This window comes from Enterobacter sp. HSTU-ASh6, from assembly GCF_026319105.1.
GTDB classification, from domain to species: domain Bacteria; phylum Pseudomonadota; class Gammaproteobacteria; order Enterobacterales; family Enterobacteriaceae; genus Enterobacter; species Enterobacter sichuanensis.
On the sequence record NZ_WSPD01000002.1, the window covers coordinates 111,749 to 126,743 of the forward strand.

12 protein-coding genes and 2 pseudogenes are annotated in these 14,995 nt (G+C 46.4%); 10 read left to right on the top strand and 4 right to left on the bottom strand.

From position 1 onward, the window contains the following. Positions 1-8: 8 nt before the first annotated feature. On the bottom strand, positions 9-1,433 hold the full coding sequence (gene fliD, locus GM298_RS02775; RefSeq protein ID WP_045285397.1) for a flagellar filament capping protein FliD: 1,425 nt from the start codon (positions 1,431-1,433) through the stop codon (positions 9-11). Positions 1,434-1,834: 401 nt separating this feature from the next. On the opposite strand from fliD, the gene GM298_RS02780 reads away from it, so the two are divergent. From GM298_RS02780 to GM298_RS02790, 3 genes and pseudogenes are all read left to right on the top strand, one after another. Beyond that, positions 1,835-2,659: a flagellin gene (locus GM298_RS02780; protein WP_323138408.1), complete on the top strand. Its 825-nt coding sequence runs from the start codon at positions 1,835-1,837 to the stop codon at positions 2,657-2,659. 194 nt (positions 2,660-2,853) lie between these two features. Next, positions 2,854-3,312: pseudogene (gene tnpA / locus GM298_RS02785) on the top strand (IS200/IS605 family transposase). Between the two features lie 297 nt (positions 3,313-3,609). Then, positions 3,610-4,151 (top strand): annotated as a pseudogene (locus GM298_RS02790) (transposase); the annotation flags it as partial. A gap of 677 nt (positions 4,152-4,828) precedes the next feature. Here the strand turns inward: GM298_RS02790 and GM298_RS02795 are convergent. Both GM298_RS02795 and GM298_RS02800 read right to left on the bottom strand, forming a co-directional pair. Beyond that, positions 4,829-6,154, bottom strand: coding sequence for a hypothetical protein (locus tag GM298_RS02795; protein ID WP_266153538.1), 1,326 nt, complete (start codon positions 6,152-6,154; stop codon positions 4,829-4,831). Next, complete coding sequence (locus GM298_RS02800; RefSeq protein ID WP_045285392.1) at positions 6,147-8,543, bottom strand: hypothetical protein; 2,397 nt, start codon at positions 8,541-8,543, stop codon at positions 6,147-6,149. Before GM298_RS02800 ends, GM298_RS02795 begins: the two co-directional genes overlap by 8 nt. Positions 8,544-8,781: 238 nt before the next feature. Here GM298_RS02800 and GM298_RS02805 point away from each other — a divergent pair, with 238 nt between their 5' ends. The 7 genes from GM298_RS02805 (at position 8,782) to sdiA (ending at position 14,471) form a co-directional block, all read left to right on the top strand. Next, entirely contained in the window at positions 8,782-9,501 is a 720-nt protein-coding gene (locus tag GM298_RS02805; RefSeq protein WP_025759917.1) for an RNA polymerase sigma factor FliA, read from the top strand. Positions 9,502-9,555: 54 nt separating this feature from the next. Next, the gene (gene fliZ / locus GM298_RS02810; protein WP_025759916.1) at positions 9,556-10,107 is read left to right on the top strand and encodes a flagella biosynthesis regulatory protein FliZ; all 552 of its coding nucleotides are present in this window, start codon (positions 9,556-9,558) and stop codon (positions 10,105-10,107) included. A gap of 86 nt (positions 10,108-10,193) precedes the next feature. After that, positions 10,194-10,994 (top strand): cystine ABC transporter substrate-binding protein, encoded by an 801-nt coding sequence (tcyJ, locus tag GM298_RS02815; protein ID WP_023336163.1) that lies wholly within the window; start codon positions 10,194-10,196, stop codon positions 10,992-10,994. 107 nt (positions 10,995-11,101) lie between these two features. Then, the gene (gene dcyD, locus GM298_RS02820) at positions 11,102-12,088 is read left to right on the top strand and encodes a D-cysteine desulfhydrase (protein ID WP_095450066.1); all 987 of its coding nucleotides are present in this window, start codon (positions 11,102-11,104) and stop codon (positions 12,086-12,088) included. A gap of 21 nt (positions 12,089-12,109) precedes the next feature. Beyond that, positions 12,110-12,778 carry a cystine ABC transporter permease gene (gene tcyL / locus GM298_RS02825; RefSeq protein WP_266153541.1) on the top strand — a complete coding sequence of 223 codons (669 nt, stop codon included), beginning with the start codon at positions 12,110-12,112 and terminating at the stop codon, positions 12,776-12,778. Beyond that, on the top strand, positions 12,775-13,527 hold the full coding sequence (gene tcyN / locus GM298_RS02830; RefSeq protein WP_266153543.1) for an L-cystine ABC transporter ATP-binding protein TcyN: 753 nt from the start codon (positions 12,775-12,777) through the stop codon (positions 13,525-13,527). The genes tcyL and tcyN overlap by 4 nt, the downstream gene beginning before the upstream one ends. Positions 13,528-13,748: 221 nt before the next feature. Then, complete coding sequence (gene sdiA, locus GM298_RS02835) at positions 13,749-14,471, top strand: transcriptional regulator SdiA (RefSeq protein ID WP_025759910.1); 723 nt, start codon at positions 13,749-13,751, stop codon at positions 14,469-14,471. 66 nt (positions 14,472-14,537) lie between these two features. Here the strand turns inward: sdiA and GM298_RS02840 are convergent, their stop codons facing one another. Beyond that, positions 14,538-14,762, bottom strand: a complete 225-nt coding sequence (locus tag GM298_RS02840) for a DUF2594 family protein (RefSeq protein WP_008500345.1) — start codon at positions 14,760-14,762, stop codon at positions 14,538-14,540. Between the last annotated feature and the right edge of the window lie 233 nt (positions 14,763-14,995).

Consider the following 14,995-nt stretch of genomic DNA (forward strand, 5'->3'; position numbering starts at 1 on the left):
TGCGACGACTATTTCTGTGAGAACTGTTGTGTCAGGTAGTTGGCCGTACTGGTCATTTTGGTGACTAATACGTCCAGGCTGGTGAACTGCGTTTTGTAACGCGCCATGGTCGCTTCAATTTGGGCATCCATGGCATCGTAACGTTCACCCAGCGTTTTCAGCGTTTTGTTGATCCCGTCTTTCGCGTTCTGGATCACCCCGGCGCTGCCGGTACTGGTGCTGAGCATGGAGGTCAGCGTGTTATTCATCTGGGTCGCCATGCCGGTTTTCTTTCCGTCACCGACGAAATACTGCTGTACGGCGTTCGGGTTGTCGGTCAGCGCTTTTTTCAGCTTATCGGTATCCACTTTCAGGTTACCGACAGTGCCGTCCGCGCCTTTCACCGGATCCTGGGTAATCCCCAACTGGGCCATGATCTGAACCGAGCCGGCCTGGACTTCGGTCAGCAGACCGCGTAGCTGAGACTGGATCCCACGCACGTTAGCATCACCGACCAGCGCGCCGTTGCTGGTGGACTGGCTGCCCGAACCGGCATCAACCGGAACATACTTCGTCAGGCTGTTAATCGTGGACTGCAGCGAGTTGTACGCTGTAACCCAGTCGGTGATCGCTTTCTGGTTGGCATCCGTTGCGCGTGTAATCTCAAGGGTTTCATCCGCTTTGCTCTCGGCCTTCACCGAGAAGGTGATCCCAGGCAGCGCATCGGTAATGGTATTCGACTGACGCTCGATCGAAATGTCGTTCACCACCACAATGGCGTTCTGTGCGGCGGTGTTCACCGTCAGGGCACCCGTTTTGGTGGTTGAATCGTAGCCAATTGCGCTTTGCAGCTTGTCATCGCCGGTCACGGTGATGGTCATCGCCCCATCCGTACCGGTGGTTTTTGATGACAGCATCAGGCGGTAATCACCATCTTTCGCTTTAATCACGCTGGCGGTGACGTTGCCGTTTGCTTTATTAATCGCACTCGCGATCCCTGCCAGGGAGGTATCGCCATCTGCCAGGGTCACCTCTAAAGGTGTCTTGGTACCCGGCTGGGTGATGGTGATTTTACGCGTCGTCCCTGTCGTATCGCCCAGCAGATCCGTGTTGTTGGCATAGGAGCCCGTCGTGAGCGCCTGTGCTTTTGCCACCTGGTTGACGTTGACAACATAGGAACCTACGGACGCGTCCGCCGTGGTTGTGGCAGTAAAGGCCGTGTTAGTGCTGGAAACGGACGTTGAGTTCCAGGTGGTTGCTTTACCCAGCGCAGCCGTCGCAGTCTGCAGCGAAGTCATGGCGCTCTGCAGTTTGCCGTAAGCGCTTAACTGTGCGTTATACGTTGATTGCTGGGAAGTAATCGTCGTCAGCTTGGTTTTCTCTGCTGCTTCCAACTGATTATATAAATCCCCGAGTCCTGCAGAACCTATCCCGAGGTTGCTGATAGTAGCCATGCATATTTTCCTTAAAATACGAAAGTAGTTCAGGACTCTTATCGGCCTCTTACCGCAAAAGTTTACGATGGTGAGAAAAAAATAATCCACAGAATAGACACGTCCTGGCGGGGTTAATGAAAGGATTGCACTTTAGGCACGCGATACGCGTATTAAAAACGGGGATAAGCAAGCGTCCTGTTGATCATCTTTTTATGCATTTAAAAAGCGTAAATAATATTCCCCTGGCGGGCCTTAATGGCTTTTTTAAAAATAAAATCATTGTAAAACAGTGTGTTATAATTTTTTCAAAATTGGTTCTAAAGTCTTTTGGGGACCCGTCGATAACCTTGTTGACGGTGAGAGACGCTGTGAGTGTTAGGCACCGGACCTAAAACCCAATTTTTGAAGGAAAGAAAATTATGGCAGTTATCAATACTAACCTGTTGTCCCTGACTACTCAGAACAACCTGAACAAATCTCAGTCTTCTCTGGGCACTGCTATTGAGCGTCTGTCTTCAGGTCTGCGTATCAACAGCGCGAAAGACGATGCCGCTGGCCAGGCGATTGCAAACCGCATGACCGCTCAGATCAAAGGTATGACTCAGGCAGCACGTAACGCCAACGACGGTATCTCCATGGCGCAGACTGCTGAAGGTTCTCTGAACGAAATCAACAACAACTTGCAGCGTGTTCGTGAGCTGGCTGTTCAGGCAAGCAACGGTACCAACAGCACATCTGACCTGGCCTCTCTGCAGGATGAAGTTACAGCACGTCTGGAGGAAATCGATCGCGTAGCGGGCAAAACTGACTTCAACGGTATCAAACTGCTCGACGGTTCTGCAGGTGCTTCTGGTGTGGTTAAAATTCAGGTTGGCGCAAACGACCAAGACACCATAGATCTTGACCTGAGCGGTGCTAAAGCGGACTCTGCTACTCTGGGTGTGAAAAACATCAACCTTAAATCCATGCAGTCTACCGATCTGGCAACTATCGATGCCGCTATCGCTACAGTTGATAAAGCACGTTCTGGCCTGGGTGCGGTGCAGAACCGTTTCACTTCTGCAATCAACAACCTGAACAACACCTCTAATAACCTGTCTGCTGCTCAGTCCCGTATCCAGGATGCTGACTACGCAACTGAAGTTTCCAACATGTCCCGCGCGCAGATCCTGCAGCAGGCTGGTACTTCTGTTCTTTCTCAGGCAAACCAGGTTCCACAGACTGTTCTGTCTCTGCTGCGTTAATAAATTTTTAGTTCTTATATTCAAAAAGCCAACCTAAAGGTTGGCTTTTTTTGTGCACTGAAAACCCCCAGCTAGGCTGGGGGTTCCGGAAAGCTTTCAGCTATGAGTCAGTTATAAAAAAACCTTTTGATTTGTTAAAACAACTGCGGTCTGGCAACTGCAAGAGAGAAACAAAAAATCAAAAGGGGGTCCCAATGGGGGACGAAAAGAGCTTAGCGCACACCCGATGGAACTGTAAATATCACATAGTCTTTGCACCAAAGTACCGCAGACAGGCGTTCTACGGAGAGAAACGTAGAGCGATAGGAGCGATTTTAAGAAAGCTATATGAGGGGAAAAACGTGAATATTCTGGAAGCATAATGCTGTGTGGATCATATCCATATGCTTCTGGAGATCCCACCGAAGATGAGTGTGTCGGGCTTCATGGGGTACTTGAAAGGTAAAAGTAGCCTGATGCTTTACGAGCAGTTTGGCGATTTGAAATTCAAATACAGAAACAGGGAGTTCTGGTGCCGGGGATACTATGTCGATACGGTGGGTAAGAACACGGCGAAGATACAGGACTACATAAAGCACCAGTTGGAAGAGGATAAAATGGGAGAGCAGTTAGCGATCTCGTATCCGGGCAGCCCGTTCACAGGCCGTAAGTAATCCATAGATGCAAAAGATGCAAATATCAGATTGCGATGCGCCTGTTAGGGCGCGGCTGCTAACAGAGCCTTACAGGCGCATATGAAAAACCTCCGGCTATGCCGGAATATATTTATTATTGAATATAGATAATCCCCAGCTAAATAGCTGCGCGGAATTGTAGATCACTTTGAGGGAACTCAGCCCGGATTGTGCGATCTGAACAATCGCCAAAAAGAAACAAACCACCAACCGGACTGAGCGATGCCGATCATAGCACCAATTCCCTGTGACGAACGATGCCTGATGCAAAAAGCAATCCATAAAGCACTGGGCGAATGAAGCACAGTACTTCCGGTTTTTTATGAAGACGAAGTGGATATTCATTTCAATCCCAAAATTGGCGCATACTTGCAGCTTCGCGGCCAGCAAAAGCGAGTCGTTACGCTGGGACAGAATGAAAAATACTTTTTGGCCGGGGCGTTACTTACTGGCAGAGGAAAGTCAGCTACATTGGAGGCAGCTGTAAAATTTCCTCGTTATTTTTAAGTCTATTAAAGCATCTCAAAGTGACATACCGGCGAGCCGAAACCACCACTCTAATCGTGGATAACTATATTATCCATAAAAGCCGTGAGACTCTGTGCTGGCTGAAAGCGAACCCGAAGCTCAGCGTGATTTATCAACCTGTTTACTCAACGTGTGTGAACCACGTAGATCAGTTATGGCAGGCACTTCATGATACGAAAACGCGTAAGCATCAGTGCCGTCGATGTGGCAGTTACTGAAAAAAGGTACGGTATCATATGGAAACCGCCAGCCCATTTCCGGGAGGAAAACCTGGGCTGGCAAAAGAGTAGCGGTATTAGGTGCAGCTATTTAGTCTTCAACTAAATTTGTAGTGGGCTGGCGAAACAGAAAGTGCGAATAAGATCCAACCGATATTAATAACTGAATGTTTTCAAATCCTGGGGGCAAGTCAAACCCAATGAAGATGAGTGTGTCAGATTTAATGAGATATGTGAAAGGCAAAAACAGTCTGATGTTTAACGAGTAGTTAGGTGATCAAAAACTTAAAAAATAGGAATTAAAAGTTCTGGTGTCTGGGACGCTACATGAATAACGTGGGTTAAGCAAGGTAAATATAAAATAGTGATTTTAAGGGGGCTGCGTGAGAGAGGAAATAGTGTTTTCGTAACTTGGTGGCCCATTTTTGGCCAAAAATGATTCGTAATTTTAATTTAAAATTGTGATGCTTTATTTTATTTATTAAAATAAGGATTGTAATGACTTATGTAATTTTATTAAGTTACGCATTCGAGGTTAAATGTTATTTGTGTGGGGTGAGTGGTAATATAAAGGCCACTCACCCCAAGTGACCTTTAATTTCAACCAACAACTGAACCATTATGATTGGTTATTAAACGTTAAGAGATAATATATTGCGAGCTAAAGGTAATTGGGAACTAAAAATATTTACAGGATATTTATCTCTGAATACATTAACAAGCAAAAATAGAAGCTCCTTTTGGGTGATTTAATGATTGCACCAACGCGCAATGAATTTTTCAAGGGAGTAAATGATTTCTATATTTACTGGAAGGCCATAGCGAGCTAAAAGATTGCTGACACGCTGACTCTCACTTCCTCTGTTTTCATCATCATTTTTTATAAGAAAATAATGATAGATAAATGATAGCCATTTTTTCGAACGCTGCTGGTGTAGTTCGTAGTCCTTGTCAGTAATAAGAGCATTTAGAAATTCATCTATATCATCATAGCAATCACTTTCATAGACTCCTCCATGTATACCGAGAACACTTCTTGAAAGAAGTCCCATAGGTTTTTGATAAAAAGCTGCTTCGTACTGAATAGTTGATTGTGTAAAAAGATAGTAATCAGCAGCATTCAGAAGAGTATGTATATTCTCTTCTGTTTTTATAATATAAGGTGAATTAGGTAATTTAATTCCTGTATTATCATATAATGATAGCGGGTGCTCCTGATAAGTTATATAAATTTTTCTTTTGATGCACTGTTTGATTATCGCGTTTATCTTTTCATTAACTTCATCAGTTTTCAGTTTATTGATGGCACGGTATCGACTATTACTATGCTTAACAGCAAGTCCGAGAGGCCCATGATTGAATATCGCGATAATAGCGCTTTTTTCAGGAATACCATACTCTGCTTTGAATCGAACAGTTTCTTTAAAAGCAGTTGAGTGGTACTTTCCGACAAGATTATGCTTATCAAGTACTATGGATTTTAGTTTCTCCCACAATTCAGGTTCAGGCACGTATTTATCATATAAATTCTCTATCATCAAGCTTGTTAATAATTCTGATTGAAGATAATTATCCCCAATATCCATCATCAATGTATTTTTTAGGAATCCACGCTCCATTGACCAAAAAGGGATACCTCTCTGTAATGCAATATTACGTAGAATCCAATTTATTATATCATTACTTTGCCAACCAATTATAGTTGCTGGCTTAATGGCGGTGATCAACTCACTATAAAATGCTATGCCACAATTAGCAATTTCATGTGAAATAGATAGACTACAATGATATTGCGTAGATAATGAGCTAAGAATATCCTCCGTAGCAATAAAATTAGAATTTTGCAGAACAATATTATTGGCATCTTGGTGATATAAATCCGCAATGTGATAGTGTATGGGGATTGTAAAAAAAGACGCATCAGGTAGTTCTGTAGTAGTTGCAACAATTAAATGCATTTGTTTTTTTTGAAGTTCTAAAGACAGAGTTTCCCAGAATAAAAAAACACTATCATCTACTTCAACAGGTATAAAATTAAATGCTAAAACAAGCCCATTGGAGAAAAAATCATCCATTTACAATCTCCGCGTCACAGCTATCGCCAATGGGGCGATATACAATATGAATAACATCATCATTGCGGGAATTGCGAGGTCTGAAGTATAAAATCGAGGTAGGGGTAAGGCCTGTGATTATACCTTTTACCACATCAGCGCCATCTATAAACCAATCATTATTTATAGTTAGCTCTTGCATTTGAGAATCATTGTATATTTTGTATACGAGATTTGTTTTGATTCTGGATACAGAGATCAGTTCTATACCATTATACTTATCATTCAATTTCATTACTATTTCTGCCGTAACTATAGGAATATAGAGAGAGTAACATCCTTCATGAGTATACATAGCGGTTAATTTTTTTGTAACAACAGTAGTGTTGTTAATATAAAGAACATCAACCATTTTCTTGCGGTAGGAAGCATCGGTTAAGGACCAAGTAAGCCCATAGCGATAACTGCTTAGGAGTGCGATAGATTGTTCTATACCACCATAACGTAATTCTGTTGGGGTATTAGTAATATTTATATTGGCATTACTATCAGTTAGTAAAGAAGGTCCGAATTTTTTCATCTGATAATTATGTTTACTTAGATTGTAGAGTGTTGAAGTCTGTTCAGAGCCAAGATTGATATCGAATTTCATATTACTGAAGCAGCGTATTTCGTTTTCTGTTGGGAAATAAATAAAACGGAATAAGTCAATGATTGAGGAAGTAATTTCATACTCCGCTTCGTATGCCAAATTGGTAGCGGGTGAACCGATAAAATATAATGCTTCGTTCTGTATCTCTCTTATTAAAGATAGATGCTTCTGACTGATGCTTGGTTCTTCGCCTACAGGAATACCTTCGTCAGTATAATCTACAGTTGAATTCCTATGAGATGAGCAAAGGGATTCATAAATTGCAATATGGTTTGTCAAGGCTTTTATTGTACGGCAGTCAAAAGTCTCAGGGTTCACCATCCCCGTTCGGTTATTTTTCCATTCTGGGGTATATGAAACAATCATGTAACAACCAGAAATAGTAATAGATAACTCTTCTTGTAAAATTGTTTGCAATAAATTCTGTGTTGTGCCTTCGTAACCTAAATCAACTAATAATAAGTGATCTCCAGCCTTAATTCCCGTACTGTTTATAATGTGTTTAATTAGCTTTTTACGATATTGTTTGGAATTATAAATAATATGCTGTGTATAATTTTCACTGAGAATTATTTTTATTAGCTCACTGATTTTATAGCTTCCTTGGTTAATATTTTTTTTAAGTGGCATCATCTCTTTTTGATTAATACCAAAGTGTTTGGACACTAAATTTAGTGTCTCATCATTAACATATTGATTCGCAATGTCATCATCTATATTATTAAAAAGAGTAATGAGATGGTCACTAACACTTTCTTTTGATATGAAACTTGCGCGAATAGAACACAAACGAGAAATATTAAGATCATGCGTTTCTATTTCCGGGTATAAAATATTAAATGCTGAGCGTGGCATAAAACCATCCCGCATTAAAAAAGCAACTTTTGTATTATTTTTCTTTTTATAATCTTCAAAAATTTTCTTTGCAAAGCTACGCAGCGTTGGACCGAGAACACTCCAGCCAATTAATTTTTGTGGCGATGTATCATCATCGACATTTTCTGAAAACCAACCATGCCACAAGTTAGGGACAGGTGCTTCCTTGCGTAATTTAGGGAAGATGAGAGTCGCTACGCTCTCTCGTTGTCTAAAAACTTTATTTATTTCCTTATGAGTATGGCGAAAATGAATGGCTTCAATGCCCAATTTATTTGGTGAAATAAAATCAGCTGCTTTGTTATCACCGATGTGAATTAACTGCGCAGCAGGTATTTTTTCTTTATTTAAAACTTTACCCCATAGTCCTGTCGTCTTTCCAACACCGTGTTCGCTGGAACAATAGATATCATCAATTAAATCTGAAACTTCAGGTGACAACGATGTTATAATATGCCTTAATTGTGTTTTATTAAAGTAAGTGTCACTGACAATGATGGTTTTATATTTTTTCTCTTTCGCAAGCTTCAATATATTTATGGTTGGCGCATGTAGAAAGCCATGTTTTATTTCTGCGGCAATCTCTTTTTGAATATATTCATCAAGAATGATCGGGTTGTCTAATGGGAATAATTGCTTGTATATTTCAGCTAGATTTACCTCTGAGTGACCACAATTAAGCATTTTTTTCGCGCGTGCACGTTGCTCAGCTTGTACCCGACTGACAATATCTATTGACGGGTCAATGACGGTAAAAACATCTATAGGCGAAGCCGTTTTTCGCCAGAAAAGAGTATCGAAGCAATCAAACGAAATTACTCTGGCATTAGTATCTGCAATATATTCATAAAGTTTAGTTAAAGATGTGTATTCTGCTTTCATGCTCGTCACCTAAGGCAAATGAAGTCTATTGTCGCGGTTACTTGAGCAAAGTTATGCATCGAAAAACGAGGTTAATTACCTTTTGTTCATACGATTCGTGCATGGTGGCGCTTCAACAGTGCTTGAAATTTTTTTAGTCTCCAAATAACCCCTCATTTCACCCACTATTCACCCGATTAAAACCTCTGCAGAATCGGATAATCATGCCGATAACTCAACTAACGCAGGGCTGTTTATCGTGAATTCACTCTATACCGCTGAAGGTGTAATGGATAAACACTCGCTGTGGCAGCGTTATGTCCCGTTGGTGCGTCACGAAGCATTGCGCCTCCAGGTGCGCTTGCCGGCGAGCGTGGAACTCGACGATCTGCTACAGGCGGGCGGTATCGGGTTATTGAATGCAGTTGACCGATACGACGCTCTGCAAGGAACGGCATTTACGACTTACGCAGTTCAGCGTATTCGTGGTGCGATGCTGGACGAGCTGCGCAGCCGTGACTGGGTACCGCGCAGTGTTCGCCGTAACGCACGCGAAGTGGCGCATGCGATGGGGCAGCTGGAACAGGAACTGGGACGCAACGCAACGGAAACCGAAGTGGCGGAACGTCTTGGTATTGCTGTTGAAGAGTATCGTCAGATGTTGCTCGATACCAATAATAGCCAACTCTTCTCCTATGACGAGTGGCGCGAAGAGCATGGCGATAGCATCGAGCTGGTGACGGATGAGCATCAGCAAGAGAACCCGTTACACCATTTAATGGAAGGGAATTTACGCCAGCGCGTGATGGAAGCGATTGACGCTCTGCCGGAACGCGAACAGCTGGTGTTGACCCTTTATTACCAGGAAGAGCTTAACCTCAAAGAGATTGGCGCTGTTCTGGAGGTGGGAGAGTCGCGGGTGAGCCAGTTGCACAGCCAGGCCATCAAACGCTTACGAACCAAACTGGGTAAGTTATAGGTGATTGATTCACCTTAAAAATGCCGCACAACGTATTGACAACCAGGAGTTATCATGACGGTGCAGCAATCTAAAAGACGGCCTTTAAGCCGCTACCTGAAAGACTTTAAACACAGCCAGACGCATTGCGCCCACTGTAACAAGTTACTCGATCGTATCACGCTGGTTCGCCGTGGCGAAATCGTCAATAAGATCGCGATTTCGCGCCTCGACACGTTGATGGACGAAGCAGCATGGCTCGAAGAGCAAAAAGAGTGGGTGGCGCTTTGCCGTTTCTGTGGCGATCTCCACTGCAAAGAGCAAAGCGACTTCTTCGACATTATCGGCTTCAAACAATTCCTGTTTGAACAAACGGAGATGAGCCACGGCACCGTTCGCGAATATGTGGTTCGCCTGCGTCGCCTCGGCCAGCATCTGACCGTAAACAACATTTCCCGCGATCTGCTCAAGACCGGCTATCTGGATGAGAATCTGGAGCCGTGGTTGCCGGCGACCAGCACCAACAACTACCGGATTGCGCTGCGCAAGTACGCGCAATATAAGGTGCAAATGCCGGGAGCGGTGAAGCAGAAAGCCCACGCCGGAACAACTTCTGATATATATTAAAAAAGAATAAGATGTAGCGCAGTCGCCTTTGACGTTGCAGGCGATTTCTCTACACTACGTAAAAATTCCACTATATCGGGGTATTTATGAAATTTGCACTTCTGGGTCGTCAGGCGCTGATGGGTGTTATGGCCGTTGCGCTGGTTGCGGGCATGAGCGTGAAAACGTTCGCCGCAGAAAACCTGCTGAATAAGGTGAAAGAGCGCGGTACGCTGCTGGTTGGGCTGGAAGGGACGTATCCTCCGTTCAGCTTCCAGGGGGATGACGGTAAGCTGACCGGTTTCGAAGTGGAGTTTGCTGAAGAGCTGGCGAAGCACCTCGGCGTGAAAGCGTCCCTGAAACCGACCAAATGGGACGGCATGCTGGCGTCGCTGGATTCGAAACGTATTGACGTGGTTATTAACCAGGTCACCATTTCTGACGAGCGTAAGAAGAAGTATGACTTCTCCACCCCGTATACCGTGTCCGGTATTCAGGCGCTGGTGAAAAAAGGCAACGAAGGTGGGATTAAAACGGCTGCGGACCTGAAAGGGAAGAAAGTCGGTGTCGGTCTGGGAACCAACTACGAAGAGTGGCTGCGCCAGAACGTGCAGGGCGTGGATATTCGTACCTATGATGATGACCCGACCAAATACCAGGATCTGCGCGTAGGCCGTATTGACGCCATTCTGGTTGACCGCCTGGCCGCACTGGATCTGGTGAAGAAAACCAACAACACGCTGGCGGTGGCCGGTGATGCGTTCTCTCGTCAGGAATCCGGCGTAGCAGTTCGTAAAGGCAACGAAGACCTGGTTAAGGCGATCGACTCCGCAATTGCTGACATGCAAAAAGACGGCAGCCTGAAGGCGCTCTCCGAGAAGTGGTTCGGCGCAGACGTCACCAAATAAGTCTTTGACGTAAAAAAAAGGCGCTTTTAAAAGCGCCTTTTTTATTTCTTACGCGTCTGCGTGCATAATGAAAAATATCACATTTTGTCTGAGTTACCGGAGAACCCATGCCACTACAGAATTTAACGCGCTTTCCTCGTCTGGAGTTTATCGGCGCGCCAACGCCGCTGGAGTACCTGCCGCGATTTTCTGATTATTTAGGGCGCGATATTTTTATTAAGCGTGACGACGTGACGCCGATGGCGATGGGGGGCAACAAGCTGCGCAAGCTGGAGTTTCTGGCGGCGGACGCCCTGCGGGAAGGGGCGGATACGCTGGTCACTGCCGGGGCGATTCAGTCTAACCACGTTCGTCAGACGGCGGCCGTGGCGGCAAAACTTGGGCTGCATTGCGTGGCATTGCTGGAAAACCCGATTGGCACGCGGGCCGAAAACTATCTGACCAACGGTAACCGCCTGCTGCTGGATCTGTTTAACGTGCAGGTTGAGATGGTCGATGCGTTGACCGACCCCACCGCGCAGCTCGATGAACTGGCGACGCGTCTCGAAGCTCAGGGCTTCCGTCCCTACGTCATCCCCGTCGGCGGTTCGAATGCGCTGGGCGCGCTGGGGTATGTGGAAAGCGCGCTGGAAATTGCGCAGCAGTGCGAGGGGGCGGTTAGCCTCTCCTCGGTGGTGGTCGCGTCCGGCAGTGCGGGCACGCATGCCGGGCTGGCGGTAGGGCTGGAGCAACTGCTGCCGGAGGTGGAGTTGATTGGCGTCACGGTGTCCCGCAGCGTCGCGGACCAGAAGCCCAAAGTGGTGGCTCTGCAACAGGCGCTGGCTGAGCAACTGGATCTGCAGGCAAAGGCCGAGATCCTGCTCTGGGATGACTACTTTGCCCCGGGTTATGGCACGCCTAACGAAGAGGGAATGGAAGCGGTTAAGCTGCTGGCGCGCCTCGAAGGCATATTGCTTGATCCTGTCTACACGGGCAAAGCGATGGCCGGACTGATTGATGGCATCGCGCAGAAACGCTTTAAGGATGAAGGGCCGATTTTATTTGTTCATACCGGCGGGGCGCCTGCGCTGTTTGCCTACCATCCTCATGTCTAAAAATCAGGTCGAAAAATAATAATGCAAGAAAGTATTCAACTGGTTATTGATTCGCTGCCTTATCTGCTGAAGGGCGCGGTATTTACATTACAGCTCAGTATTGGCGGGATGTTCTTCGGGCTGGTGCTGGGCTTTGTGCTGGCCTTAATGCGCATGTCGCCCCTCCTGCCGGTACGCTGGCTGGCGCGCTTTTATATCTCCGTATTTCGCGGTACGCCGCTCATCGCCCAGCTCTTCATGATCTACTACGGCTTACCGCAGTTTGGTATCGAGCTGGATCCGATCCCGGCGGCAATGATTGGGCTGTCGCTCAATACCGCGGCGTACACCTCGGAAACCCTGCGTGCGGCTATCTCCTCCATTGATAAAGGGCAGTGGGAGGCCGCGGCCAGTATCGGTATGACCCCGTGGCAGACCCTGCGCCGCGCGATCCTGCCGCAGGCGGCCCGGGTGGCGCTTCCGCCGCTTAGCAACAGCTTCATTAGCCTGGTGAAAGATACTTCACTCGCGGCAACCATTCAGGTGCCGGAGCTGTTCCGTCAGGCGCAGCTGATTACCTCCCGCACGCTTGAAGTTTTCACCATGTATCTTGCCGCCTCGCTGATTTACTGGGTAATCGCGACGGTGCTGTCTGCGCTGCAAAACTACTTCGAAAACCAGCTTAACCGCCAGGAGCGTGATCCAAAATGAGTGCTATCGATGTCAAAAACCTGGTGAAAAAATTCCACGGTCAAACGGTACTTCACGGGATCGACCTGGAAGTCGAGCAGGGCGAAGTGGTGGCGATTATCGGACCGAGTGGGTCAGGAAAGACCACGCTCCTGCGCAGCATTAACCTGCTGGAACAGCCGGAAGGCGGCACTATCCGGGTCGGGGAGATAACGATTGATACCGGCAAATCCATCAGCCAGCAGAAAGGACTGATTCGTCGCCTGCGCCAGCATGTCGGCTTCGTTTTCCAGAACTTCAACCTTTTCCCACACCGAACGGTGCTGGAGAACATTATTGAAGGGCCGGTCATCGTTAAAGGTGAACCGAAAGAGGAAGCGACGGCGCGCGCGCGCGAACTGCTCGCCAAAGTCGGCCTGGCGGGTAAAGAGACCAGCTATCCGCGACGCCTCTCGGGGGGACAACAGCAGCGTGTGGCAATAGCGCGCGCGCTGGCTATGCGCCCGGACGTGATCCTGTTTGATGAACCCACCTCGGCGCTCGACCCGGAACTGGTGGGCGAGGTGCTGAACACCATTCGCCAGTTGGCGCAGGAAAAACGGACGATGGTGATCGTGACCCATGAAATGAGCTTTGCACGCGACGTCGCTGACCGCGCTATCTTCATGGACCAGGGACGCATTGTGGAGCAGGGACCGGCGAAACGCCTGTTTGCCGATCCGCAGCAGCCGCGAACCCGTCTATTCCTTGAAAAATTCCTTATGCAGTAGCATTTTTGCACTAATTTGCTCCAGAAATTTACTCTGGGGCAAATTATTCTCCTCCTTCGCCTGGTTCGATGTTTTTTTATTCCATCCTGCCTGGATAAACCTTATCAATAGTAAAGTTAATTGTGCTATTGCCGATATTTTGTAGTTAGAAATAAGTTTTATGTGTTAGGTTATATTCACCATAATAATGATTATCTTTTCAGAGGCTTCATTTAGTAAGTATGAAGGATTCAGACTTTTTCACCTGGCGACGGGATTGCTTCCTCCGGTTTCAGGAATTGACCTGTGCCGACGAGGTATATCAGGAACTTCAGCGACAAACGCAGGCGCTGGAATTCGATTATTACGCGCTCTGCGTGCGTCATCCCGTGCCATTTACGCGACCGAAGATCTCGTTGCAAACCACTTATCCAAAACAGTGGATGGCGCAATATCATTCCGCGAACTATTTCGCGATTGATCCGGTTTTAAAGGCGGAGAATTTCATTCAGGGTCATCTCCCCTGGACAGACGCATTATTCGCTGATGCGCAGGAATTATGGCATAGCGCACAGGACCACGGTTTACGCACGGGAATAACGCAGTGTCTGATGCTGCCTAATCACGCGCTCGGTTTCCTGTCAGTTTCCCGTACTAGTGTGCAGGATGTGCCGTTCAGGCAGGAAGAAATAGAACTGCGGCTGCAGATGCTGGTGCAAATGGCCTTAACCTCTCTGATGCGTTTTGCAGATGGGATGGTGATGCCACCCGAAATGAAATTCAGTAAACGTGAGCGGGAAATTCTGAAATGGACCGCGGAAGGGAAGACGTCAGCAGAAATAGCGATCATTCTCTCTATCTCGGAGAATACCGTTAACTTCCATCAGAAAAATATGCAGAAGAAATTCAACGCGCCGAACAAGACGCAAATCGCGTGCTACGCGGCGGCAACAGGACTGATCTGAGTAGACAATACGTTCTGCGTGACAGACGAACGAACGGCTGAATGCACTGCACTCAGCCGTTTTTTGTTACTGGCGGTAGGCTTGTTTGATTTGCTTAACGGTGTTCGCAAATACCGCTGATTCAGCCTGGTCTTCCATCTCCGCGATTTGTTTTTCCATTTTAATGATCACACGGCCAGCGTCAGCCTGGCCCATCGCCTGCAGCATCAAGGTCAGCAGTGCTTTCAGGCAGTTTACTTCCTGTGCCAGTTCCTGGTTATTCTCCGCAGTGGCAAATTCAGGTGTGCTCATTTATTTTCCTCATTATTAAACGGCGCTAAAGCGCGACGACGAAAGTCAAGGCGGCGGAGTATACCACAAGCTGAAGCAAAAAATGCAGCGGTTGTTTTTCGTACTTTTACGCGGGTGTTTAATTGCGTAAACAGAACGTACCGGTAAACTGAGCCGCTGTTAATGGCGATTAATTGTATATGCCCGGTTCGTTTGTCGTTAATTATTGTTACAAAAATTTGAGAACTGTTTTT

Coding starts and splice junctions, on each gene's coding strand:
- dcyD (WP_095450066.1), top strand. CDS start 11,102: ATGCCACTACAGAATTTAACGCGCTTTCCTCGTCTGGAGTTTATCGGC.
- sdiA (WP_025759910.1), top strand. CDS start 13,749: ATGAAGGATTCAGACTTTTTCACCTGGCGACGGGATTGCTTCCTCCGG.
- tcyL (WP_266153541.1), top strand. CDS start 12,110: ATGCAAGAAAGTATTCAACTGGTTATTGATTCGCTGCCTTATCTGCTG.
- tcyJ (WP_023336163.1), top strand. CDS start 10,194: ATGAAATTTGCACTTCTGGGTCGTCAGGCGCTGATGGGTGTTATGGCC.
- GM298_RS02795 (WP_266153538.1), bottom strand. CDS start 6,154: ATGGATGATTTTTTCTCCAATGGGCTTGTTTTAGCATTTAATTTTATA.
- GM298_RS02780 (WP_323138408.1), top strand. CDS start 1,835: ATGGCAGTTATCAATACTAACCTGTTGTCCCTGACTACTCAGAACAAC.
- GM298_RS02800 (WP_045285392.1), bottom strand. CDS start 8,543: ATGAAAGCAGAATACACATCTTTAACTAAACTTTATGAATATATTGCA.
- GM298_RS02840 (WP_008500345.1), bottom strand. CDS start 14,762: ATGAGCACACCTGAATTTGCCACTGCGGAGAATAACCAGGAACTGGCA.
- fliD (WP_045285397.1), bottom strand. CDS start 1,433: ATGGCTACTATCAGCAACCTCGGGATAGGTTCTGCAGGACTCGGGGAT.
- fliZ (WP_025759916.1), top strand. CDS start 9,556: ATGACGGTGCAGCAATCTAAAAGACGGCCTTTAAGCCGCTACCTGAAA.
- tcyN (WP_266153543.1), top strand. CDS start 12,775: ATGAGTGCTATCGATGTCAAAAACCTGGTGAAAAAATTCCACGGTCAA.